The following is a 24470-nucleotide window of genomic DNA, read 5'->3' as shown; positions in this document are numbered from 1 at the left end:
TTTCCATTTCCCCTCTTCTATCGTCATTTAAATGCTCACAGCAGCTGAATCTCCATAGATCAAAACAACCTGTGGTGCCTTGCAGGGGGCCATTGCCGATGCGGAAGCGAAATTATGCCCAGACCGCCGATCAACCGGTTCGGGATCCCGCTCTGGCAGCGGCCTATGTAAGGATGTCGACTGAACATCAGCAGTACTCCACCGAAAACCAACTCGACACGATTCGACTCTATGCACTGACGCACGCACTCGAAATTGTTCAGGTCTACACCGACGCAGGGAAAAGCGGTTTACGGCTGAAGGGACGTGATGCGCTGAAACAGCTTTTCGACGACGTTGAAAGCGGACAGGCAATGTACTCAACCATCTTGGTTTATGACGTTAGCCGCTGGGGACGGTTTCAAGATCCGGATGTAAGTGCCAGCTATGAGGTTCGCTGTCGCCAGGCCGGGGTCTCCGTTCAATACTGCGCCGAGCAATTTCAAAACGACGGCTCACCAGTCTCCAACATCATTAAGAGTGTGAAGCGCATGATGGCGGGTGAGTACAGTCGCGAACTCTCAGTCAAAGTGTTTGCCGGCCAATCTCGCCTTATCGAGCTTGGCTACCGTCAAGGTGGCACCGCTGGCTTTGGTTTACGGCGGCAGCTGATCGATGCCACTGGATCGTCCAAAGGCGAGCTGACCCGAGGGACGCATAAGAGTATCCAGACGGATCGTGTGATCTTGGTGCCTGGGCCAAGGGAAGAAATCCACGTCGTGCAACAAATCTATCGCGACTTTGTAGAGGAGGGACGAAGTGAACGCGAAATTGCCGACCGACTCAATGCCAATGGTGTTCTGACTGACCTTGAGCGCCCCTGGACGCGCGGCACCGTCCACCAAGTGCTCATAAACGAAAAATACATTGGTAATAACGTCTGGAATCGCTATTCGTTCAAACTCAAACAACAGCGCATGCGCAATGAGCCAGCACAATGGGTGCGATCAGATGCGGCTTTTCAACCCATCGTTAGCCAGTTGTTGTTTGTCGCCGCTCAAGAAATCATCCAAACCCGCTCGTACCGAATGCCTGACCAGGAAATGCTGCGCCGCCTCAAAGGATTGTATGAACAGCGTGGATATCTCTCAGGTCTGCTGATCGATGAGGCGGAAACCTGCCCGTCCAGTAGCGCTTATCAAAATCGCTTTGGCAGCCTGTTGCGCACTTACTCGCTGATTGGCTACACCCCGTCCAGGGACTATCAATACCTCGAAGCCAATCGGCAGCTGCGCCTGATGCATCCGCGCCTGCTCAATGAGACCACTGAGAAAATACACGCGGTCGGTGGGCAAGTCGTCGTCGACCCTACGACACAGCTATTGCGGCTCAATGACGAGTTGGCAGTTTCTTTGGTGCTCTGTCGTTGCCACATTTCGGGGGCGGGCACCAAGCGCTGGAAAGTGCGCTTTGATTTAGGTCTCAACCCGGACATCACCATCGCCGTGCGTATGGCTCCAGGCGAAGAAATGGCTCTGGACTACTACATCCTGCCTGCCGTCGATATGCACACCCCCCACCTGCGTCTGGCCGAAAACAACCAATCCAACCTCGAGATTTACCGATTCTCCACGTTGGACATGTTGGCTGATCTTTCTCGCCGATCCCACTACAGGAGAGCAGCATGAACCCTAGCCAGCGGTTAGAAAAAGCTCACCTGCATGTCGCAGGCGCTTCGACGATTCAACTCATTCGCCTAGATCGCATTCGCGTATTGAACCCGCGTGTACGCAATAAAGCGGTCTTCGCCAAATTGGTGGAAAACATTGCGGCCATCGGCCTGAAACGCCCCATCACCGTCAGCGTGAATGGGGCTGACGATCATGGCGAGACATTCGACCTGGTCTGCGGCCAAGGCCGCTTCGAAGCATTTAGCACGTTGGGAGAACAGGAAATCCCGTGTGTGGTGGTTAGCGCGAAAGAAGCAGATCGTTTTCTCATCAGTCTGGTAGAAAACCTGGCCCGACGGAAGCACTCCAATCGCGATCTGCTGTCGTCCATGAACATTCTGTCCGAGCGGGGCTACAGCACGAAGGAAATTGCCGCGAAAACTGGGCTGGATCCCGCCTATGTCAACTGTATTCTCATGCTCTTGCGTCAGGGCGAAGAACGCTTGATTGCTGCAGTAGAGAAGGGTTGGTTACCGATCAAAGTGGCCACCATTATCGCCCGTGCCAGTGACAGTGAGACCCAGCTGGCAATGGTCGAAGCGTATGAGTCAGGCGTGCTCAAAGGGGATCAAATAATAAAAATCCGCCGACTCATTGATCGACGTAAGGCCCTAGGAAAGAACTACAGCCACCGCCCCCATAGTGCTGAACAGCTCACCACGCCACAAAAACTGCTCAATGCCTATCAGAACGAAGTCCGCCGGCAGAAGGTCATGATTAAAAAGGCCGACATTAATGAGCAGCGCTTGCTGATTATGGTGACCGCCATGCGCAAACTCCTTGCCGACGAATACTTCTGCACGTTGCTGCGTACCGAAGCCATTCAAGATATGCCCAAGGCCTTGGCGGATCGCATACAAGGTGAGGCATCCTGATGGGGCAAATTAAACACGCCTTTGAACGAAGGATAATCACGATCCCCCTCGAACGCATACTCCCGACGCACAAGTTGGACAAAGACGTTCAAAGTAGCAAAAAATACTCGACGATCCTCTCTTCAATCCGCGAGCTAGGGGTGATTGAGCCGCTGGCTGTTCATCCTCAGCCGGTAGTCACCGATGGGGTCGCCTCGTTCATTCTCTTGGACGGTCACCTCCGTTTAGCAGCCCTGAAGGCGCTGGGTGGCAAGGAAGCCTTGTGCCTGATTTCAACGGACGACGAAGGCTTCACCTACAACCGCCAAATCAATCGTCTGACACCGGTTCAGGAACACAAGATGATCATGGCGGCAGTGAAGAAAGGTATCGAACCGGCCCTCATCGCCAAAGTTCTGGGGATCCACGTAGATCGAGTGCGCGAGCGCCAGCACTTACTGGACGGTATTGCACCAGAGGTCGTCGACATGCTGAAGGTCAGAATGGTTGGCCGAGAGGTCTTTCGCATCCTGAAAAAGATGAAGCCCTTCCGGCAATTCGAAACCGTTGAGCTAATGACGTCCGCGAACTGCTTTACGCAGAACTATGCCCGCATGGTACTGGCCGCCACACGTCCAGAGATGTTGGTGGAAGCGAAGAAAAAGGGGAGCAATGAAGCCAACGCCGAAGACATTGCTCGCATGGAACGGGAAATGGAAAAGCTCTACCACGACTACAAATCCGTCGAGGACACGCTTGGGGAAACGATGTTGGTCTTGGTCGTAGCGAAAGGCTACATCGCTCGGGTACTACGGAATGATGCGATTGCCGGTTACCTCTACCGTTACCATGCTGACCTGCTTGAGGAGTTAGTGTCCATCATGGAGGCGGTTAGTTCCGATGCGCGTCACCTTGAACGAGAGTAACGCCCACTGTCATACCGGGCACCGAACGATCGCGTGCAGTGGGCCAGTCGGGCAGAACACGTTGCCCGGATCAATGCAGGTGGCGGCGGAGCCCCGCAAGAATGCACTGCAGACACAGGTGGCAATGGTCGACGCCCCCCCTATTTGAGCGTGCACAGGTTACACACCCGCCGCCGGGCGGTTGCGGCGTACCCTGCTTCACGGGCTTTACGATGGACGCAGCCGAACCCGAACTAACCGATGATGGGTTATGCGCAGCGTGGTTCGAATCCCTCCTATCGCCACGTGTATGGCCCAACAGACTCAGATAGTGATGAGCAACCCGGGATCAAAACCGGTGGTTTCCCCCGGATAACCACGGGGGTTGCACACCACTCGAGTACCAAGGAGCACATAGTCCACCGCCGTGTGCACATGCCCATGCACCCACAGCTGTACCGCATCGCCCATGAGCTCGTCCCAGCCATTCGCATACGCCGCATCCAGATCCGTGCCTGCCTCCAGATTACTCGTCAATGACATTAGCGACGGCGCGTGGTGAGTAATCACCACCGTTGGCCCAACGTAGGTGTGCGCAAGCCGTTGCTGCAACCAGGTCAGCGCCTGAAAGTTATGCACCAGAAAATCGATGGGCCGCACCCGCCGGTATTCGCCCGTGCGAATGCGGCGAAAGTCGCTCATCTGCGCCTGCGCCAACCGCTGCGCGCGCATGGGATTGCCGGTGGCGGTGTAGTCCGTCCAGGCGGTGGTGCCGAGGAAGCGCACGCCTTCGATCACCACCTCATCGCGCTCGAGTACCTGTACGTGTGGGATTTGCAACGCCCGCAGTTTCTCCAGAGTACGGCTGAGATGGCCACCGTAATACTCATGATTGCCGGCGACATACAGCACCGGACAGCTGAAGGTGCGCTGCGCCCAGAGCAAGCCTCGAGTCCCGACATCGATATCACCGGCCAAGATCACCACATCCGCGTCCAGCGTGGGCGGTACGAAGGGGGTGAATTCCAGGTGCAAATCGGAGAGCACATACACACGCATGGCACCACCTCATAATCAACGGGCCGTTGGCCTACCTGCTGCGGGGCGAAGTGTTGCCGTCCCGTCCGCCGCCACCCGCTGGGTCAACGCTGTCAGCCGCCCGCCGATCACGCGCCGGTGGGCCAAGCGAATCGGTAACGGTAGCACCTGAAAAGATGCGAAGCCGGGGGTGGCGCGTCAATACAGGCTGAACACCACCTCCAGCGCTTCGGTTTTGCTGCAGCCCTCACCCAGAAGGGCGTACACGGTATTGCCGGTCTCAAAAAAACCCTCTTCTGCATATGAGACTTGAAAGGTACTTCTCACCCAATAGCCCGGCGGAAAACGTCCAGCGCTGTCGAACACAATGTTATGCGCCAACACCAGGCGCGGCACCTTGCCCGGATGCTCAACCGCCCACAGTGCCGGATCCGCCACGAGCAAATCCACCAGCATCCACTGCGTGACCAGGCAGTATTGTTTATGTGGGTAGCGACGCTGCGCTTCACGGCTCGCCTCCTCTGGGTTGAGGTTTAGGCCCGCTGTCGGCGTGCCGGCGCCATAGAGAAAGTTGGCCATCTGCGCCAACGGATTCGATTCGCTCATCACGCTAACCTCCGTTGAACGATCAAGCGCCGGGGCGTTGATATCGACGCCGGGTAGCCATCGTTGGTACCGGCCAAGCCGGTGGTTTGTGCTCGGTTATTGCCGCGTGGTCGGAGTGCGAAAAAGACCACCGGCCATCAACCGGGCGAACGCATAGAACGAACGTCGCCCCGCCGGGCCATCGAAGCTGACGATCACATATCGTTCAGCTTCAACCGTCTTGAATGTCCAATAGCCCTGGCGTATCACCAGGCTATCGATCTCGGCAGTACACAGCGCAGTACCGTCAGCCACTCGTTCCAACACATCGGCATACACTCGTCCGCAGGCACAATCACACTCGATCCGCACCTCGACCAGAAAGGCCGTTGCGGATTCCACGGTCATCTGGCCACCCATTCCATGAGCATCTGACCACCGATTCCACGCTGATCCGGCCACCCATTCCACGCGCATCCGGCCACTGATTCCACGGCCATCCGGCCACTCAACCGGGCAGGCAGCTACGCAGGATTTCTTCACTACCATCGACCTCTTTTTCGAAGCAGAGAGGTCGTCGTGGAGCGTTTATCCATGCGTAAGATTCGCGAAGTACTACGTCTCAAGTTCGAGGTCGGACTATCAGCTCGCCAGATTGCGGTCAGCGTGCAGGTCGGTCGTGTCACCGTCGGCGACTACCTCAATCGTTTTGCCGCCAGTGGTCTCAGTTGGCCCTGTTCGTTGTCCGATGCCGAGTTGGAGCAGCAACTGTTCCCGCCGGCCCCGGCGGTTGCCAGCGAGAAGCGGCCTTTACCCGATTGGGCATGGGTGCATGCCGAACTGCGCCGCCCCGGGGTGACCCTGGCGCTGCTCTGGCAGGAGTACCGCCTGAGCCAGCCGCAGGGCTTTCAGTACAGCTGGTTCTGTGAGCACTACCGGGCCTGGCAGGGCAAGCTGGACGTGGTGATGCGTCAGGAGCACCGCGTCGGCGAGAAGCTGTTCGTCGACTATGCCGGCCAGACGGTGCCGGTTATCGACCGCCACAGCGGCGAGATCCGCCAGGCGCAGGTGTTCGTCGCGGTGCTCGGCGCGTCCAGCTACACCTTCGCCGAAGCCACCTGGTCGCAGCAGCTGCCGGACTGGCTAGGCTCGCATACCCGTTGCTTCGCCTTCCTCGGCGGCGTGCCGGAGATCGTGGTGCCGGACAACCTGCGCAGCGCGGTGAGCAAGGCCCATCGTTACGAGCCGGACATCAACCCCAGCTACCGCGACCTTGCCGAGCACTACGGAGTGGCGGTGGTGCCGGCGCGGGCACGCAAACCGCGCGACAAGGCCAAGGCCGAAGTCGGCGTGCAGGTGGTCGAGCGTTGGATCCTCGCGGCCCTGCGCAACCGTCAGTTCTTCTCCTTGGACGAACTCAACAGCGCCATCTCCGTGTTGCTGGAGCGGCTCAACCAACGCCCGTTCAAGAAGCTGCCGGGCTCGCGCCAGACGGCCTTCGACAGCCTGGATCGTCCGGCGCTGCGCCCCCTGCCGGAGCAACCCTACGTCTACGCCGAGTGGAAGAAAGCGCGGGTGCACATCGACTACCACGTCGAGGTCGATGGGCATTACTACTCGGTGCCGTATCAACTGGTGAAGAAGCAGCTGGAGGTGCGCCTGACGGCGCGCACCGTCGAGTGTTTCCACGCCAACCAGCGAGTGGCCAGCCACCTGCGCTCAATGCACAAGGGCCGGCACAGCACGCAGGCCGAGCACATGCCCAAGAGCCATCGCGAGCATGCCGAGTGGACGCCACAACGGCTGATCCGCTGGGCCGAGCAGACCGGGCCGAACACCGCCGGCGTGATCCGGCACATCCTCGAACGGCGCATCCATCCGCAGCAGGGCTACCGGGCCTGCCTGGGCATCCTGCGCCTGGGCAAAACCCACGGCGAAGTGCGCCTGGAGTTGGCCTGCCGTCGCGCCATCAGCCTCGGCACGTGCAGCTACAAGAGCCTCGAATCGATCCTGCGCCAGGGGCTGGAGAACCTGCCGCTGGCCCAGCAGCACCTGCCCCTGCTGCCGGACGACCACGCCAACCTGCGCGGCCCCGGCTACTACCACTGAACACAAGGAATCCCACCATGCTGCCCCATCCGACCCTGGACAAGCTGCAAACCCTGCGCCTGCACGGCATGCTCAAGGCGCTGAACGAACAACTGAAAACCCCGGACATCGACAGCCTGAGCTTCGAGGAACGCCTCGGCCTGCTGGTCGACCGCGAGCTGACTGAACGCGACGACAAGCGCCTGAGCAGCCGCCTGCGCCAGGCCCGGCTCAAGCACAACGCCTGCCTCGAAGACATCGACTACCGCAGCCCGCGCGGGCTGGATAAGGCGCTGATCCTGCAACTGAGCGGCGGCCAGTGGCTACGCGACGGCCTCAACCTGATCATCGGCGGCCCCACCGGTGTCGGTAAAACCTGGCTGGCCTGCGCCCTGGCCCACCAGGCCTGCCGAGAAGGCTACAGCGTGCGTTACCTGCGCTTGCCGCGTTTGCTGGAAGAACTGGGTCTGGCCCATGGCGACGGGCGCTTCGCCAAGCTGATGAGCAGCTACGCCAAGACCGACCTGCTGATCCTCGATGACTGGGGCTTGGCCCCGTTCACCGCCGAACAGCGGCGCGACATGCTGGAGCTACTGGACGACCGCTACGGCCAGCGCTCGACCATCGTTACCAGCCAGATGCCGGTGGACAACTGGCACGAACTGATCGGCGATCCGACCCTGGCCGACGCTATCCTCGACCGCCTGGTGCACAACGCTTACCGGATCAATCTGAAGGGTGAATCAATGCGCAAACGGACGCAGAAATTGACGACGCCAGCCAACCCGGACTAACAATGCCACCCCTGCGTCGCTGCGCTCCGACTGCCCGGCCGGATGGCCGTGGAACAGGTGGCCAGATGGCCCTGGAATGCCTGGCCAGATGAGAGCGGACTGGGTGGCCGGATGGCGTGGAATCCGCAGGCCGTCATGGATAACCACAGCTCACGATTACTTAGTGCCTGCGCCAGCTCGAACGCCGCTGTCATCCGCCTACCTCCCGGTTAGTGCAGTCGACCCGGAGTGGAATAGAAACCGTTGGACAAAATCATCAAAAAATCGATAAACGACTTTTTTCCACCATCGGCATGAAAGGTGACGAGGACATAGCGACTCTGACTCGCTGTGTGGATGACCCAGTAATGCCCATCACGAGAGACACTTCGGATGTCAGACGTACGAATGCGCTGACCATCCAGAAACAGCTCGCGCTCAGCTGGTCGTGCATCGTGATGAATAACCCCCACGGCACAGCAACTGCATATGTACACGTCGGTAAGGTAGGCCGTGACCGGCGTGGCGAACGGGGTACGTAGCGCTTCCTGCAACTGCCGCTCAGCCCAGGTGTCCGGAACGGTCATGGCTGCGTCTCCACGAAGGACAGCGCGGGCCTGTGCTGTTTATCCGCCAGGAGTGCTCGAGGATCCGCCCACTCCAATGTTGGCTGGCGGGCCCAGTCGGACGACCGACCGGAGGCCACGTTGATCAAAGCGTCAGCCGACAACAGGACGCCACGCAGGCTTCCATCGCGGGTGGCGTGCGCCCCTTGCGCCAGCACACCTTTGGTTTTGAGCGGTTTGGTCAACCAAATCGACTTGCTCCCCAATCGCTCAGCGGCATCAGCCGCCACCACATAGCGCGAGAGAAATGTCACCAGGTTTGCCACGGAAATAAACACCCGGCGCCTGCCCTCGTCGAACTCGGTGCGCGCAGGCAGCAAGCCCCTCTCAATCCACGCTCTGATGGTTTCGTGTTTCCAGCGCGTGATCTTGGTCAGATCAGTAATGCTTAGTTCAGGCATGGTCGGCTCTTGCCGAAGGTGACGTCGCAGTTCGTCATGATCAAACTTGAACGCTGCCAAGCCCTGGATACCGATATCTCGCATTACCGGCTTGATCTGACCGCTGAATATCAACCGGTATAACTCTTGCGCCTGCTCATGGGAAAAGCGTTTGCCACTGATGTCATCGAGCCCCAAGCTAGAGACAGACGCAGCGTGGCAACACCCACCATTCAAGGTATCGATCAAGCGCTGGATATCCTCTACACGATACTCACCTTTGGCGAACAGCGGCTTGTCGTTGTCAGGCACACGATTCAGCACACCCGACGCCAGCAAGCGCTCACGCACCCGACGAGTGATGTTGAGCAGGCTAAGCAGCTCCTTGCCAGCGACCAATCCCTTGGCGGCCTTCTGCTGCGCTTCCACCGCCGCCCGATCGACCACGCAAAATTCCACAGCGGCGCCACTCATGATTTCCCCCGCTAGTTTTCCGGTCTTCACCAAGGAGACGATTCGATCCGGGGAGGAGCCGAGCAGCCGCGCTGCCTCGCAGGCGGTAAAAGTCTTTTTTTGCCCCAACAGTTCGGCAGCGATGTACTTCATTTTTCGGTTGATAGGAGCATCAGCCCGTTCGAGCATCACGCTACAGACTGTGGCTCGAACCGAGCTATAGGCGCTGGACGCGAACGATGTATTCAGTTCTTTGTACCAGGGGCCGAGGTTGTGGACGAAGCGACTGGACTTGAGCTGGTTGGCCGCCTGAACCTTGTTCTGCACGAAGGCACGAAACCGTTCTGGCAGATTCTCCGCCAGGGCGTAGCAGGCATCATTAATTTCCAACGCGCGGTGAAAACTGATCGCGGCGTTTTTGCGCTGGGGTGTCGGCAAGGTCAAGTTCGCCAGAAACAGGAGAAACTTGTCGATATCCGCTGGCACACCCGGCTCATCACTGAGCCCGCTCAGCCCGCACGGGCGGGAAGGCTGCGCCAGCAACACCGACGAGATGAATAAATTCGCTGCGTCGGCAGGGTGTCCGCCAGCCTCGCTCAGCGCATAACCACAGCGACAGCGAGACACCGCGCCGCGATTGAGTTCCGCTGGCGCGTCGCACTCGGGGCATTGATCCATCAACAGTAGCTGATGCGTCGGGCACGCAGTAAACAGTTCATGATGCCAGGCCTGGCGAATGTAACCTTCCTGCCGAAGACACTCAGGGCACACCGCGGTCGCGGCCTTACGCATAAAGGCGCCGGACTGCAACGAACCATTGAGGGCCGGAAAACCTGCCAGGCATTGCAGTCGCTGCAGCTCTAGGCCGTGATACTCGGCAATGGCCTGCAGTTCCCGCTGCGAATACTGGGCCTTGAGCCTGATCCCTATTGGGCGCAGCAGGGCAGTGGTCGAGCCAAGAAAATTCTCTTCGGCGAGGCGCAGTAAGTAACCGTTGAGACTTTCGTCAGCGAAGTCGGTCTCGGGAATAAATGCCAACATGGTATTGCTCCTAGACCTTCACACCGGCTTCTTGCATGACCTTGGCATACACCAAAGCCATGTGCTCCGTCTGAATCGTCTGATCGACATCGAACGGATTGAGCTCGATCAGACGGTTCATCACGGCTTGCTCAAAAGCCCTCGCAAAGGCGTCATAACGTGCGATCTTCGCTGTATCAGCAAGTGCCTGCACCTCGATAAAAATCTTGTTGATGAGGCCGTAACGGCCGGCGGTCGCGACGTACATGCGTTGGGCAAAATCGCGATCGTTGAATTCGAAAGTGTCCCAACCACTCTCCACCAGGTATTCGAGCGCACTGCCCAAGGCGCTGCGAAAATTGATGTAATCCGTACCCTGCCAGTGGTATGGGTAGTACTCCACCGGACGCCGCGCGCGATCAGCCAGTTGTTCGTTGGCATGGAACAGGCCGATCAGACTCGGCAACCCCACCAGGACGATACTGGCCTGAGCCTGATCGAAGAGGCCTTTGAGAAAGTCCGCTGCCGCGCGCACCGTGGTGCTGCTACCACGCTCAAGCATGTGCTGCGTTTCATCAAAGATGATCAAGCGTGCAGCATGCTTGTTGACCGCCTTGATAAATGCGTCTGTCGCAGCGACATGATTGCTGAACAGCGCGGGGTTCATACCGAGGCTCGCCAAGCAAGCATCCGGCAGGGCCCGACCGGTCAAATGCTTCGGGCTGACGACACTGATAATCTCGCGGGAGCGGCTTGTCTCCGAAATCGAATTCATCGCCCTGAAATTGGTCAGCAGGCACGTCTTGCCGACCCGCGTCGGCCCGACAATCGGAAGGATTTGTGGGTCACCGGCTCTGGCCCGTGTTAAGACTTCCTCCAACTGACCTTGTACGGTATTAAAACGAGCGTGCCCCACCAACTGATTGGCGATCGTACTCATACCGTCCTCCGTGGCGCTGGACGGAAGTCATCATCGCCATCGGCTACCGTCGGGGTACGAGGCAAAGGACGCGACTTCGGCGCGTGCTGTGCAAACTGCGCGGCGATGTCCGCCTTCTGCGCGAGTTTCTCGCGCGCACGCAATGCCTGGTTGTTGGTCTTGATGCTGGGGCGGCGCTGGCTATCAGCGGTGAACTGCGCCAGCATCTGAGCGTACACACGCTGATAGTCATGGCCGGACATCGTAGCTGCATGGCCCGAATAGGCTTTTTTGAGGGTTTTGGCGACCTCAAAGGATACCTCAGGCATGCCGATCGTCTTGTTCTCTAGGCGGATGTGGCTGCCGTCGTCCGGGTGCACGGCATAAATCGCCGTGCAGTCTTCCGGATTGAACAGGATGTCGATGTCGCTGAGGTTACGTTCACGCGCCAGCACTGCCAGCGCCTGACTGTGGAACTGGAACCCGTCAAAATCGACGCCGTAATGCTGAATTTTGCGATTATCCCGGTTGACCTCTAGCAGCAATTTCTTGAGTTGCTCGAGTGAAGGCGGCGGTACGGGCAGGAAATTGGTGAGCGCTTCGTCCATGGCACTCTTGATGGTCATCGGCTTGCCATGGCGGAACCCCAGCTTTTGATTCGGTCGATGGATGTACACATCTGCGACGAAGCTCACCAGGTGGCGGTAGATCTCTTCAATGGAGTAACACGCTTCGGCTGCAGCTTTGGCATGCCGATTTTTGATGCGCTTGTCCTGGCTTTTTTTCGCCCCCGGCATCTTGCTGAACAGACCCTCGTCCGCCGCTTTAAAAAAGGACTCCACATGCGGTTTATCGTCGCCGCGCGCGATCCGGGCATACTCGATTTGAATACCCAGTCGGCGCACGATAGCCAATGCCAGATCCGAGAAATTCTCTGACGCGTTGTCGAGCACTACCAAGGCAATCCCGCAAGGCTGCACCCAATTCGTTTCGATGCCGAACCGCGCGTTGAAGGCCAAGTCTTTCGGCGTAAAAAAAAACTCAAACACTTTGAGCAGGGTGTATTCGCTGGGCTTGCCGCCACTGACAAATACACCGACGGGGTAGGAGGTACGCGCGCAAACCATGGCGTACAAGGTCAGCTCCGTGTAGCGATGGCCATACTCGTCACAGCAGTACACATCAATCGTCTTGGCATCAATCTCCACCCGTTCAAAAGGCAGTTTGACGTCGTAACGGCGGACGGCTTGCCGGTTCCACAAGTTGTAGGTACGCGGGTCGAGTCGACCCTCTTTGACCAGCGACTTCGGCAGCTGCAGGAGCAAACGCGCGATGGTTTTGCGATCGACTTTCTCATCGGCTCCAGTGGCCTGATTGTGCGTCTTCAGCTCTTCATTGACCATCAATGCCACAGAAGACAAATTGACTTTGTCGTCCTTCATGAAGGTCTGAATCAACACCTTCTCGGCAACCGCCTTCGCTGCGGCTTTTTTGGCCCACCCTGTCCCCCCTCGACGACTGAAGCTGGGAATGAGCCCCTCAAAGCCAAAGCGTTTTAAGTTTTTGCGATAGCCCCGGATAGTCTTGTTGGAAGGCCGTTTGTGACCTTGCCGCTGACAGTATTGATCAATCTGTGCGTCACAGGTCGACTGGTCGAGACCTTGTTTTTCCAGTGACCGCTGAAACTCGAGCAGCTGCTGACGAAAGTCAGCCTCGCGTTGTTCGCTGACCGTCCAAGAACGCTGCGTGGCTTCAATTTGCCGTTGCGACAGCTCAATCTCGCCCGAGGCAATGTGATTGTAAAAAGCGATGATATCGACAGCACGCTCCGCTCCGCCCTTGGCTTCGAGGACGATATCGCCCAGCGTCGGCTTGATCGCCTTGATGACGTAACACGTATCCTGCCAAACCACGGCTTGGCCAACTTGCAGATTACTGTTCATAACGAATGACCTCGAAGGCGCTCAAACTGCCGAACGCTGGGGCGATGTCGAAGTCCATGTGCTCAAATGGATGACGTACCAGGTCGAACTGTATGAGCCCGAGCAAAACGCCTGCGGCCAACTGATGGTTCAGTGGCACATCGCCGCTTAGCACATGGGCGACGGGCCCCATCAGCTCATGAGGATCTCGCGCTTGCAAGGCAACGGCCCACCTGGGGAGGGCAGGGGCAGCTTGCGCCAGATACTGCAGGAAGAGTTGCGCATTTCTCAGGTAGTGGCCCTGAAAATCCGCCTCGGTGATGACGCAGAAGCGCAATCCTTGCTTGAGCAAAGCGCCGCGCACCTCCGCCAGCAGCGCCCGATGCTTTTCCACGAATGCGCTGGGCTTTACTTCGACAACGACCTCTAGGTCGTCCAAGTCCACAATGAAATCCGGGGTGTAATACACCGCTCCCGGCGGCTTGTGGGGTGGCTTGGCCGCCAACCGCTCACCCGATGTCAAATCAAGCGTGAATGGCTGGGCACGGTAAGCCCGCACTCGGGGATCGAGTTCTAATGCCTGCGCGACCGATTGCTCCAGTCGCGACTCCAGTCGAATTTCGACAAACCCGTTTTTCGGTGAGCACATGACATGCGCCCTTCGCGCACGCTTGGAGCGCTTGGCGACATCGCGGCTGGAGGCAGGGCTTTGGGTATCAAATTTCATTGGTACACTTCACCAAATGCTTGAGCTGTCAGGTATAACCCCGACTCGGTAGACTGTCAATATTTGGTGAGGTGTACCCAAAAGGGTAGGCACACCCTTGCATTGGGTTGGGGGAAGGAATGGGGAGACAGGCCAAACAGCCGTGGTACGTGCTTTTTCAAGCCGTGCGCACTCGCATCAATGCCTATCAAGGCACAGAGAGCATTAACTTACTGATACGACAATTGGCGCGAGAGGCGGGTTATGACGCCAAAGTCGTCTCGCGCATGCTCAAGGCCGGTCACTTTCTCGATAGCCTTGCACCTACGCTGGCGCCGGAACAGGTGAAGTGTGGCTATGCGCATATCGAGCTCTTGGAACGCTTGCATCAGCTGGATGCCGACATTGCCACCTCCATGCTATCCGCAACCCTGGCGAACCAGCACACCTTACACACCTTACGGGAAACCATTACGCACTACGCCAACATAGCCGGTACACCGGCCACCACAGCCCGTTCAAAGGCACGGAGCCGCGTGGCTAACCATGAACGTGTGGCGGCGGCGGCGATCCTGCAGGCCGGTGTGGAATTTTTTGGCTTTCCGGGCGGGGAGATCATCAAAGTCACGCACTCCGATTTCTTTAGCCAATTTTTCATGATCCAGGTGAATGGACTGCAGAAGGCTGCCATTTTTATTCGGGTCGGCGACACCTCCCGCAAGCAAGAAAAGGCCGCCGCCGACCTCCTGAAGCTGGCTAGCATGGCCCGACCTTATTTCGAAAAAATCTGGTTTGTGTTCCCCGAGCCCTCCGGGGTCGTGCACGAGCTTGCATATCATGCACGTGCCATCGAAGCGTTCGACAACTGGCTATTCCTCGCCACGCTTAGCGAAGAGGAACAAGCGATTGAGAAGTTCTGGAACCAAGCACGCGCCTTCACAGAAGAGCTGTTTGGCGGTAGCCCCCTCAAATGGGAAGGCTTTGCCGTCCGGGATAGGGCGAAGAAATATGGAGAGTTTTTACCGATTCTGGAAACCTGAGTGGGTCTAGGACGAGCTCGGTCAAAAGAACGTGAGCTTCGTGTCTCGCCGCTAGATGGCCACAGGCTTGCGCCGACGGCCATTGCAGCTACAGCGACTGGTTTCACGGATTGTGCTAAACCTTGGAGCCTGCGTCCTCACTGGGTTACGGCCCTAGGGTTGCCAAAAATTTGCCGATTTTTTTGCGCATTTCCACTGTAGCGGAGGAAACAAACTTGGTTACTCCGCCATTCGGTCAGCTCACGGAGCCTGAAGCAGGCCTGCTCTGGGTTTGACCTTGCCGCGTTGAGCCGAAACGGGCAGTCTCTCGGGCAGAGAGGGTATGCTAGAAAATTAGTGGAAATTATGGCTGGCTTATAATTGGTCATTTTTTGTGCAGAACTTGCCCCATGCCCGAGGTTTTGAATACCTGATATTCGAACCGCCAGCGTACCCGAGCATAAGGAGATGCCGATGTGTAATGCCTGGAATCATCCCAAAAACTGCAGCTGCGGCTGGGGCGGTGGAGGATACTCGGGGCGATCCGCGAAGCCCCTCAGCACACCAGCCGCTTACGGCGGTTGGTTCATGTCGCTGACGAATACCTACGCGAGCTACGTCAATCCTAACGCCAGCTGCCCGGTGTGCGGGGCGGCGGTATTCTTTTATCAATCGGATCGCGGTGGTCGGGTCTTCTTCGACGAACTGGGCCCTCCCTGGCCGAAACACCCCTGCACCAATACCACCAGCCAACCGGGAAGATTGCCTGCCACTTCGAGCTTGGCAGATCAGCCTCCCCCCTATGCGTGGCAGCGCGACGGTTGGCAACCGTTCATTATCGAATCGGTCACCGGTATCGACAAAGACTATCTCAAGCTGACCGGAGTCAGTCAGGGGCGTCGCCTGTCTCTGTACCTTCGCCGGGTCGTGGCACACCATCAACACCACCAAATGCTGTCCGCGCATAACCTGGCGCAGATCAAAGCCCTCACCGACAGCCATTTTCAGCTGTCGATCCTGCTCCCGCAGGGCTCACCGATCACACTCAACGTGTACAGCCTGCTCGCCCAGGCGAGAGATGGTATGAGCACACCAGCTAATTCGGCGAAACCCATCAGTTCCGGTGACCGAAATTCTTCGTCGATCAAGCCATCCGACCCACGCAAGCGCACCGTCCAGCGTAGACCGAAGAAGCAAACTGATCGCCTGCCAACGACCACGGCCACGACCATGGCCTTAGCCTTTCGCAAGGCTCAGGAGCGCCAAGGCCATTCCTCTTGACCGATAGTTTCAATTGAAAAGCCCCGATCCAGTAATGCGGACGAGAGGAACATGGTGAGGCCGCTCATTAGAACCTGCAGAAAAACCTTATGCTGCTGCAGAACGTACGGTTCTATACAGCTCCAAGTATTCTGCAATGGTGCTTTCCGCTGATTCTAGCTGCACCGCTGAAAGCTTCTGGGCTACCACGTTAAGCAGCTTACCGAAACCTTTCATATAGCATCGATTCTTCACAGAGAGCGAGAGCCAGATATAGGCGCTCTGATAATCCTGCTGAACACCCTCACCGTTCTTGTACAAACCTCCCAAGACGTACTGAGCCTGGGCATTCCCCTGCTCAGCGGACTTGCGGCACCACGTTGCCGCCTCTACAAAGTCCTGCGGCACGCCTCGCCCTTTTTTGTAAAGGCGCCCAAGCGTGTACTGAGCATACTCATCTCCTTGCTCAGCAGCCTTTCGGTACCAGACGGCAGCCTCTACGAAGTCTTGCGGGACACCTCGGCCTTTCGCATACAGCGTCCCAAGAGCATCTTGGGCCAAGTCGGATCCCTGCTCAGCCGCCTTACGGTACCAGACAGCGGCCTTTGAAAAATTCGGGGGGGTGATTTTGCCGCTTTCGTAAACATCACCTAGCGCATACTGAGCCCAAGCCGAGCCCTGTTCGGCAGCCTTATGGTGCCAAACAATTGCCTCTGCGAAGTCCTGAGGCACACCTTGGCCATTTGAATACAAGCGTGCCAGCGCGTCCTGAGCCGAAGCATGACCTTGCTCTGCCGCTTTGCGATACCAGGCTGCCGCTTCCGCGAAGTCCCGTGAACAAGGTTCACCTTTTTCGTATAGACGGCCTAGCGCGTATTCGGCCCAGCGATTCCCCTGAACGGCGGCTTTCATATACCAATCCTCCGCCTTGGCCGCGTTGTACTTGACGCCATCGCCCTTCTCGTACAGCTCGCCGAGGGCAAGTTGGGCCCAGCTGTATCCTTGCATGGCGGCTTTGCGGTACCACGCGCCCGCCTTTTCAAAACTTTGTCGAACACCGACTCCTTTCTTGTACAGGTCACCGAGGGAGTGCTGGGCAAAAACATAGCCTTGTTCTGCGGCTTTACGGTGCAAAGTAGCTGCTTTCAGCAGATCCTGCGCGACGCCTTCACCCTCTTCGTAAAGGCAAGCCAGGGCATGCTGCGCCTCCGCAAGGGTCTGTATGGCAGCCCTCTGGTACCACGTTGCCGCCGTTTCAAAACTTTGTGGAACGCCTTCGCCCTTGGTGTACAGATCGCCCAGTGCATACTCGGCCCAGTCGACGCCCTGCTCGGCGGCCTTGCGGTACCAGTTGGCCGCTTTCGCCAAATCCTGGGGCACACCTTGCCCAGTCTCATAAAGGCGCCCCATGGTGTACTGGGCCCAGCCATGGCCCTGCCTGGCGGCCTTGCGGTACCAACCAGCCGCTTTCTCAAGGTCTGGCGCGACACCCTCACCACTTTCGTACAAGCTACCTAGGCTGTATTGGGCAGCAGCATCCCCCTGCTGGGCGGTTTGGCGAAGGCTGTTCACGAATGATCGCTCCCTGATCCGATTAAAAGGTGCTCGCGCAAAGGCTCAAGCGACAAGTCGCAAAATGCTATCACGCGTTTGGGGCGTTGGCGTCGAATGCCTGCGTGTAATTGGCAGTTATGTTAAATCAGCCCCCACCGTGATACACCGTCTGGTGCAGCTGAAGGGCCATCCTGGTCGCCGGATGCCATGACTGCGCTATACCAATACCCTGGGGACTGGTTGGACGCGAGCGCAGGGGCTCGACATGAAACGAGCCATCGAGCAGGAGACGTTGCAGGCGTTGGTCGAGACCGGGGTGGCGCGGGAGTTTCGCGTGCTGCGCGACGGCGAGGCCTGGCGCCTGGAACTGCGCCTCGGCGTGAAATGGCTACCGGTGCGCTCAAGGCGCGAACCGGTGAGGTATTGGCGCTCACTGACAGCGGTAGGGCGGTTCTGCGAGGGGGTGGGAATCAAGATGCTGACGGTCGAGTTGTAAAGAGTGGCGCCAGTGTATTTCTGATCCACCGACTATTCCTGCACCTACACAACCGGTGACTTCTTCAGTGAACGCGAACATGTTGCCCATTGGAATAAGCAACACAGATCAATAAAAAAGCAGTAATTGCTTTATTGACGGGTAAAAAACTTTCCTCTAGATTTGGCTCATGGTTTGCCACCAGGAGCACACTGCATGCACGCAACTCACCACAGCAAAGCCCGCCAAGCCCAGCGCGGCATCCCGCTAAAAATGATCGATTACGTGCTTGCTCACGACACAGTGGATCAGGACAAATTCATCATCAGTACCAAGGAAGCCAAGCAACGCCTGGCTGATTTAGAGAGGGAAAAGCGCTTACTGATGAATATCCAAGATAAGGGGGGCATCGTGGTCGTGGCGAAAGGGGATGCACTGATTACCACCTACAACTGCACACAGCGCGCTTAATCGCCTACTCGCCCTCTTTCAGGAAGCAGTATGAACGAGAAGATTTTCACCCAGCTAATGGACTCGATACGTGGACTCGCGTTGACGTCCCATGCCTCCCTATCGCTGATTCTTCAGCTGCTGTGCTGGCAAAAGCTGTCCAAAGACCCGACTGTTCCAGTGGAACTCCGCTTCGAAACAGTGGCGGATCAGAGGCTAGCAGAGCAGGTCGCGGCGCTGCGTAACTTGCAGTCATACACAACGTTTCCGTTCATGGATGAAGGCGTATGGCAAAGTATCCATGGCGTGCGAGACGTTTCCCCGCTGATGCAAAAGATTCGTGCTTTGGAAACCCAAGGTTTACTAGACACCCTAGCTGTAGACGATGCCTGCTTCTGGGTAGCTGACTATAGCCAAGGTATTTTTGGGTACGCCCCGACCTTGTGTAACTTGCTGGTTGCTCTTTCGGAAATCACTCCACAGCAAACCGTGTACGTTCCTTGGGAGGGGGCTGGACAGATTGCCGCACGGGTAGTACGAAGCAACGCCAAGGTTTGGATTGAGTCCCAGATACCCACAACGCCTGCGCAAATACTTAGCCTGATCAACGCAACTGGCTGGAAGCTGCACCCTACCAATCCAGTACAAGCGCCTGCTGCTCTTGAAAAAGGCCAGTTGATCCAGTTTGATGCGGCAGTCTGTGCCCCCCCGATGGGTGTCCGCTACTCTCAGGATATCTCTGGAAATGACCTTTGGGGGCGGTTTGAAGAGAAAACGCCGGTTGGTAACGTTCTTCATATCCAGCACCTCTTGGCTCAGACCAAGGGCCGTATCGTGGTCACTGTTCCAAATTCCGTGCTGTTCGGTAAAGGTGCTGAAAAACAACTGCGCGAGTATCTGCTCAAGCATGGCTATCTGGACGCGGTCATCGCATTGCCTGCCGGCCTCTGTACCCACACGGCAATCCCACTAACAATTCTTGTTATGAGTAAAAGCCGTCGGACTGACGTCATACGCTTCGTCAACGCAGACACTGACGAGTTTCGTGAGCTTTCGGCGAAAAAGCGTTGTGCGCTGAAGAATATCCCTGATCTGCTGGCATTGATCGCGAACAAGAGCACTTCTGCTGTTGCGGCCAGCATTCCGATCAGCCAGATTGCTGATAATGACTTCAGTCTTGAGGTCAACCGTTATGTATTAGATGAGTCGGCGCGCAGGCTAAACGAGTCGCTGACACGTTATGAAACCCGTAAACTGAGCGAACTGTTTGACATCATCCGTCCGCGCCAGCACACGACTGCTTCACGCGGTGTGCAGGTGTGGGAAGTACAGGCTCAAGACATCCCGCAGTACGGCTACATCCAACACGCCAGCAAAGAAACGCAATTTGACCTCGATTCCCCCAAGGCAAATTCATATTTCATCAGGCCTAATGATGTCCTGATGACATTCAAAGGGGTCGTTGGCAAAACAGGCATCGCAGGCATTGTCCCAAACTCAGGGAAGGATGGCTGGATAACAGGTCAGTCTCTGGTGATTTTGCGCAGCCGATTCCCCGAAATCTATCCTCCAAAAGCACTGTTAATTTATCTGCGGTCAGCCATGGGCCAAGGGCTACTGAGCCGGATGGCAGTCAGTGCCTCGATTCCATCACTCCAGCTCTCGGCACTCAAGGAATTGGAAATTCCCATGCCTTCAGTTGAGGTTATGCAGCCAATGGTTCGGGCATTCGACGAAGAGGCTCAAATCCAGGCTGAGATCGAGCGGCTGCGCAACCGGCAGACAGAGTTATCTAGCGACTTTTGGTCACTCTGATCCGCGCCCGACAAGCAGGAATACTCTTCCTACTTCGGAGCAGTCGAGTGCCTAACTTACAACCTTGTTATTAACAACGGGACACAACGAACCACATGGCCATCAAGAAATCCGAACTCTATTCCTCTCTGTGGAAATCCTGCGACGAGCTGCGTGGCGGGATGGATGCCTCGCAGTACAAGGATTACGTCCTGGTGCTGCTGTTCGTGAAGTACGTGTCGGACAAGTACGCCGGCGACCCCAACTCGCTGATCGAGGTGCCTGAGGGAGGCAGCTTTGCCGATATGGTGGCGCTCAAGGGCGACAAGGAGATCGGCGACAAGATCAACAAGATCATCTCCCGCCTGGCTGAGGCCAATAACCTCACTGGCGTCATCGACGTGGCCGATTTCAACGATCAGGAGAAGCTCGGCAAGGGCAAGGAGATGGTCGACCGCCTGTCCAACCTGGTCAGCATCTTCAACACGCCAGGTCTGGATTTTCGCAGCAACCGTGCTCAAGGCGACGACATCCTCGGCGATGCCTACGAATACCTGATGCGCCACTTTGCCACTGAATCCGGCAAGAGCAAGGGGCAGTTTTACACCCCAGCAGAAGTCTCGCGGATCATGGCCCAGGTTATCGGCCTAGCCGGCGCTACCGACAGCAAGCAGAGCATTTACGACCCGACCTGCGGCTCCGGCTCGCTGCTGCTCAAGGCCCACGACGAAGCCAAGAGCACCACCGGGCTCGACTTGGCCATCTACGGCCAGGAAATGGACAACGCCACCAGCGCCTTGGCCAAGATGAACATGATCCTACACGACTGCCCAACGGCCGAAATCTGGAAGGACAACACCCTGTCCGCACCACATTTCAAAGACCCGATGGGCAACCTCAAGCTGTTCGACTTCATCGTCGCCAACCCGCCGTTCTCCACCAAGGCCTGGAGCAATGGCTTCAACCCAACTGAGGACGACTACAACCGCTTCAGCTACGGCATTCCACCAGAGAAGAACGGCGACTACGCCTTTCTTCTGCACATGCTCACCTCACTGAAAAGCACCGGCAAGGCGGCGGTAATTTTGCCCCACGGCGTGTTGTTCCGGGGCGGGGCCGAAGGGGTTATCCGCAAGCGCATCCTCCAGCAAGGCTATATCCAGGCCATCATAGGTTTGCCTGCCAATCTGTTCTTCGGTACTGGCATTCCTGCCTGCATCATCATTCTCGACAAAGCCGGCAGTGCTGGGCGCAAGGGGCTGTTCCTGATCGACGCCAGCAAGGGCTTTATCAAAGACGGCAACAAGAACCGCCTGCGCGAGCAGGACATCCACAAGATCGTCGATGCCTGCACCCAACAACGTGAGCTGCCGAAATTCTCACGCCTGGTGCCGCTGGCCGAGATCGAGGCCAACGACTTCAACCTGAATATCCCGCGCTATATCGACACCAGCGCAGCGGAAGACCTGCAAGACATCGACGCCCACCTGCACGGCGGCATCCCCGAACGCGATGTGGATGCCTTGCAAGCTTACTGGGAGGTGATGCCCAACCTGCGCAGCGCATTGTTCGCCCCACTGCGCCCAAGCTATCTGCAACTCAAGGTGCCGCAGGCCGAGATCAAGCCCGGCATCTTTGCTCACCCTGAGTTCACCGCCTTTAACCAGACCAAAAGCGACCTGTTCGATGCCTGGCGCAACGAGCACCGCCCACGCCTGCAAAATATCGCCATTGGCGACCGACCCAAGGCATTGCTGAATACTCTGGCCGAAGACCTGCTGCACCGCTTCGAGTTCGCGCCTCTATTGGACGCCTACGACGTGTACCAGCACCTCCAGGACTACTGGTACGCCACATTGCAAGATGACGTTTACCAACTGGTGATCGACGGTTGGCAGCCGCTGATTGCCAGTGGCCCGAGCAAGGGTGAACCGAATACCGACCTGCTGCCCCCCGAGCTGATCGTGCGCCGCTACTACGCCGCCGAAGCTGCCACCATCGCCGAGCTGGAAGCCAATCGCGATGCCGTCAGCCGCGAGCTGGAAGAGCTGGAAGAGGAGCAGGGTGGCGAAGACGGCTCGCTGGCCGAAGGCAAAACCGACAAGGGCAAGTTCACCGCCAAAAGCGTAAAAGACCGCCTCAAAGCGATAAGGTACGACGTAGAAGCCGACGAGGAGCGCCGGGCGTTAGATCATTGCCTGACGCTGATCGAGCGTGAAGCGGTGGCCAGCAAAAAGGTCAAAGCTGCGCAGAAGGTGCTGGATGCCAAGGTGCAGGGCCACTATGCCCAGCTCAGTGAAGTCGAGCTGAAAGCCTTGGTGGTAGACGATAAATGGCTGACTGCCCTACAAGCCGATGTGAAGACCGAGCTGGATCGGGTGTCCCAAGCGCTGAGTGGCCGTATTCGCCAACTTGCCGAGCGCTATACCACGCCACTCCCTGCGCTAAATGCTGAGGTAGAAGTACTGGCGGCCAAGGTCAGTGCACATCTCGCGAAGATGGGGTTTTCAGTATGAATGCGAATGAGAATTCTGGATACAAACAATCTGAGGCCGGTATGATCCCAGCGGACTGGAAAGTTCACCAGCTAGCCGAACTTTCTGGTTCCATTGCTTCTGGTAGATCAAAGGTGGATGCCGAATTCGGACAGTTCCCTGTATTCGGGTCTACAGGTGTCATCGGCTACACAAACACTCCGTCCCACACTGGAGAATCGATTCTGGTTGCTCGGGTAGGCGCAAATGCTGGCTTATTGAATTCAGCAGATGGTCGCTATGGAGTCACAGATAACACTATAGCGATTCGACTAAAACCGGGTACCGATCACACTTACTGCCTGCTCCAATTGAAACGATATGGACTGAACCGCCTGATCTTTGGATCAGGGCAGCCATTGATTACAGGCACTCAACTTAAGAGTATCCCAATCCCAATCCCCGCTCGAGAAGAGCAGGTTAAAATTGTCACTGCTCTGTCTGAAATGGAGGATCTGATCAGTAGCCTGGATCAGCTGATCGCCAAAAAGCGCGACATTCAGCAAGCCACCATGCAACAACTTCTCTCCGGACAACTCCGCCTGCCGGGGTTTAGTGGAGCGTGGGACATAAAACCCATGCGAGCATTGGGTACTACCTATGGCGGCCTCGCCGGAAAGACAAAGATTAATTTCGGCCAGGGCGAAGCTCGCTACATACCCTTCATGAATGTGATGACCGATACGGTGATCGATGCAAGCTGGCTTGAACCTGTCGATGTTGCTCCGGACGAAGCACAAAACCTCGCCAAAAAGGGAGACCTTTTCTTCAATGGCTCCTCAGAAACGCCTCAGGAAGTGGGCTTCTGCTCCGTTTTGCTTGAGGAGATTCCGAACCTCTACCTGAACAGCTTCTGCTTTGGCTTCCGCTTCAACACAGCGGCAAAAGTGAATGGGCTTTTCTTCGCATACTGGTTCAGGAGCAAGGCAGGGCGTGCTGCTATGTCCATACTGGCACAGGGCGCGACCCGCTACAACATCGCGAAAAGCGCCTTTATGCAGCTCGAAATCCCCCAACCTTTAGAGGAAGAACAAACAGCCATTGCCACCGTTCTATCCGATATGAGTGCTGAACTCGTCGCTCTCGAAGCCCGCCGCGACAAGGCTCGCCAGCTCAAGCAGGGCATGGTGCAGGAGCTACTTACTGGAAGGATTCGACTGCCATGAGTACCTCAGATATTTTTACTGAGTTTCTCAGCGACTTGGCAGTTGGTAATTACGCAGCATATCGTGCCGCTCAAAAGCCCCTCCAAAAGCTGGAGGATATGACGTTCTCTGATGAAGAAATTGACGCCTTTCTTCCTAAAGAGTTGAAGCGCAAGTAGTGTATTAACCAAGGCCAAACAGCTAACGGCAAAAGCCCACGGCGACAGCCACTTCTTTTGCAGGACGCACTAAGGAAACAGA

The 24470-nt window shown here is 57.0% G+C and carries 22 protein-coding genes; 13 read left to right on the top strand and 9 right to left on the bottom strand.

Annotation, left to right across the window (positions count from 1 at the left end; genetic code table 11):
- Positions 1-98: 98 nt before the first annotated feature.
- From PSAKL28_RS00170 to PSAKL28_RS00160, 3 genes are read left to right on the top strand one after another with little or no spacing between them, the layout of a single operon-like run.
- Positions 99-1667: a recombinase family protein gene (locus tag PSAKL28_RS00170; RefSeq protein ID WP_075226410.1), complete on the top strand. Its 1569-nt coding sequence runs from the start codon at positions 99-101 to the stop codon at positions 1665-1667.
- Complete coding sequence (locus PSAKL28_RS00165) at positions 1664-2584, top strand: plasmid partitioning protein RepB C-terminal domain-containing protein (protein ID WP_038605080.1); 921 nt, start codon at positions 1664-1666, stop codon at positions 2582-2584. Before PSAKL28_RS00170 ends, PSAKL28_RS00165 begins: the two co-directional genes overlap by 4 nt.
- Entirely contained in the window at positions 2584-3489 is a 906-nt protein-coding gene (locus PSAKL28_RS00160; RefSeq protein ID WP_038605077.1) for a plasmid partitioning protein RepB C-terminal domain-containing protein, read from the top strand. Before PSAKL28_RS00165 ends, PSAKL28_RS00160 begins: the two co-directional genes overlap by 1 nt.
- 303 nt (positions 3490-3792) lie before the next feature.
- Here PSAKL28_RS00160 and PSAKL28_RS00155 read toward each other — a convergent pair whose 3' ends face one another.
- From PSAKL28_RS00155 to PSAKL28_RS00145, 3 genes are all read right to left on the bottom strand, one after another.
- The gene (locus PSAKL28_RS00155) at positions 3793-4527 is read right to left on the bottom strand and encodes a metallophosphoesterase (protein ID WP_038605074.1); all 735 of its coding nucleotides are present in this window, start codon (positions 4525-4527) and stop codon (positions 3793-3795) included.
- A gap of 177 nt (positions 4528-4704) precedes the next feature.
- Complete coding sequence (locus PSAKL28_RS00150) at positions 4705-5112, bottom strand: DUF6957 family protein (protein WP_038605071.1); 408 nt, start codon at positions 5110-5112, stop codon at positions 4705-4707.
- 96 nt (positions 5113-5208) lie between these two features.
- Complete coding sequence (locus tag PSAKL28_RS00145; protein WP_038605069.1) at positions 5209-5499, bottom strand: hypothetical protein; 291 nt, start codon at positions 5497-5499, stop codon at positions 5209-5211.
- Between the two features lie 186 nt (positions 5500-5685).
- On the opposite strand from PSAKL28_RS00145, the gene istA reads away from it, so the two are divergent.
- Positions 5686-7200, top strand: a complete 1515-nt coding sequence (gene istA / locus PSAKL28_RS00140) for an IS21-like element IS1491 family transposase (protein WP_019364253.1) — start codon at positions 5686-5688, stop codon at positions 7198-7200.
- A gap of 17 nt (positions 7201-7217) precedes the next feature.
- Positions 7218-7973 carry an IS21-like element ISPpu7 family helper ATPase IstB gene (gene istB / locus PSAKL28_RS00135; RefSeq protein WP_003290589.1) on the top strand — a complete coding sequence of 252 codons (756 nt, stop codon included), beginning with the start codon at positions 7218-7220 and terminating at the stop codon, positions 7971-7973.
- A 209-nt stretch (positions 7974-8182) separates the two neighbouring features.
- On the opposite strand, the gene PSAKL28_RS00130 is transcribed toward istB, so the two are convergent.
- From PSAKL28_RS00130 to PSAKL28_RS00110, 5 genes are read right to left on the bottom strand one after another with little or no spacing between them, the layout of a single operon-like run.
- The gene (locus PSAKL28_RS00130; protein WP_038605061.1) at positions 8183-8539 is read right to left on the bottom strand and encodes a hypothetical protein; all 357 of its coding nucleotides are present in this window, start codon (positions 8537-8539) and stop codon (positions 8183-8185) included.
- On the bottom strand, positions 8536-10452 hold the full coding sequence (locus tag PSAKL28_RS00125; protein ID WP_051939112.1) for a TniQ family protein: 1917 nt from the start codon (positions 10450-10452) through the stop codon (positions 8536-8538). The genes PSAKL28_RS00130 and PSAKL28_RS00125 overlap by 4 nt, the downstream gene beginning before the upstream one ends.
- Before the next feature lie 10 nt (positions 10453-10462).
- Complete coding sequence (locus PSAKL28_RS00120) at positions 10463-11371, bottom strand: TniB family NTP-binding protein (protein ID WP_038605058.1); 909 nt, start codon at positions 11369-11371, stop codon at positions 10463-10465.
- A complete protein-coding gene (locus PSAKL28_RS00115; RefSeq protein ID WP_051939109.1) occupies positions 11368-13293 on the bottom strand; it encodes a TnsB C-terminal domain-containing protein in 1926 nt (641 codons plus the stop codon). Before PSAKL28_RS00115 ends, PSAKL28_RS00120 begins: the two co-directional genes overlap by 4 nt.
- Complete coding sequence (locus tag PSAKL28_RS00110; RefSeq protein WP_257011843.1) at positions 13283-13999, bottom strand: TnsA endonuclease N-terminal domain-containing protein; 717 nt, start codon at positions 13997-13999, stop codon at positions 13283-13285. Before PSAKL28_RS00110 ends, PSAKL28_RS00115 begins: the two co-directional genes overlap by 11 nt.
- A gap of 149 nt (positions 14000-14148) precedes the next feature.
- Here PSAKL28_RS00110 and PSAKL28_RS00105 point away from each other — a divergent pair, with 149 nt between their 5' ends.
- Complete coding sequence (locus PSAKL28_RS00105) at positions 14149-15018, top strand: hypothetical protein (RefSeq protein WP_157686989.1); 870 nt, start codon at positions 14149-14151, stop codon at positions 15016-15018.
- 567 nt (positions 15019-15585) lie between these two features.
- On the top strand, positions 15586-16278 hold the full coding sequence (locus PSAKL28_RS00100; protein ID WP_257011842.1) for a hypothetical protein: 693 nt from the start codon (positions 15586-15588) through the stop codon (positions 16276-16278).
- Positions 16279-16365: 87 nt separating this feature from the next.
- On the opposite strand, the gene PSAKL28_RS00095 is transcribed toward PSAKL28_RS00100, so the two are convergent.
- Positions 16366-17829 carry an SEL1-like repeat protein gene (locus tag PSAKL28_RS00095; protein WP_051939105.1) on the bottom strand — a complete coding sequence of 488 codons (1464 nt, stop codon included), beginning with the start codon at positions 17827-17829 and terminating at the stop codon, positions 16366-16368.
- Positions 17830-18076: 247 nt separating this feature from the next.
- Here PSAKL28_RS00095 and PSAKL28_RS00090 point away from each other — a divergent pair, with 247 nt between their 5' ends.
- The 6 genes from PSAKL28_RS00090 (at position 18077) to PSAKL28_RS27460 (ending at position 24388) form a co-directional block, all read left to right on the top strand.
- Positions 18077-18307, top strand: coding sequence for a hypothetical protein (locus tag PSAKL28_RS00090; RefSeq protein ID WP_038605051.1), 231 nt, complete (start codon positions 18077-18079; stop codon positions 18305-18307).
- A 195-nt stretch (positions 18308-18502) separates the two neighbouring features.
- Positions 18503-18757, top strand: a complete 255-nt coding sequence (locus PSAKL28_RS00085; RefSeq protein ID WP_038605048.1) for a hypothetical protein — start codon at positions 18503-18505, stop codon at positions 18755-18757.
- Positions 18758-18787: 30 nt separating this feature from the next.
- Positions 18788-20551, top strand: a complete 1764-nt coding sequence (locus PSAKL28_RS00080) for an N-6 DNA methylase (protein ID WP_038605046.1) — start codon at positions 18788-18790, stop codon at positions 20549-20551.
- A gap of 95 nt (positions 20552-20646) precedes the next feature.
- Positions 20647-23046: a type I restriction-modification system subunit M gene (locus PSAKL28_RS00075; protein ID WP_038605043.1), complete on the top strand. Its 2400-nt coding sequence runs from the start codon at positions 20647-20649 to the stop codon at positions 23044-23046.
- Positions 23043-24230, top strand: a complete 1188-nt coding sequence (locus PSAKL28_RS26605; protein ID WP_075226403.1) for a restriction endonuclease subunit S — start codon at positions 23043-23045, stop codon at positions 24228-24230. The genes PSAKL28_RS00075 and PSAKL28_RS26605 overlap by 4 nt, the downstream gene beginning before the upstream one ends.
- A complete protein-coding gene (locus PSAKL28_RS27460; protein WP_157686988.1) occupies positions 24227-24388 on the top strand; it encodes a hypothetical protein in 162 nt (53 codons plus the stop codon). The genes PSAKL28_RS26605 and PSAKL28_RS27460 overlap by 4 nt, the downstream gene beginning before the upstream one ends.
- The last annotated feature ends 82 nt before the right edge of the window (positions 24389-24470 follow it).

The organism is Pseudomonas alkylphenolica (assembly GCF_000746525.1).
Lineage (GTDB): Bacteria > Pseudomonadota > Gammaproteobacteria > Pseudomonadales > Pseudomonadaceae > Aquipseudomonas > Aquipseudomonas alkylphenolica.
This window is presented reverse-complemented; position numbering and strand designations above follow the sequence as displayed.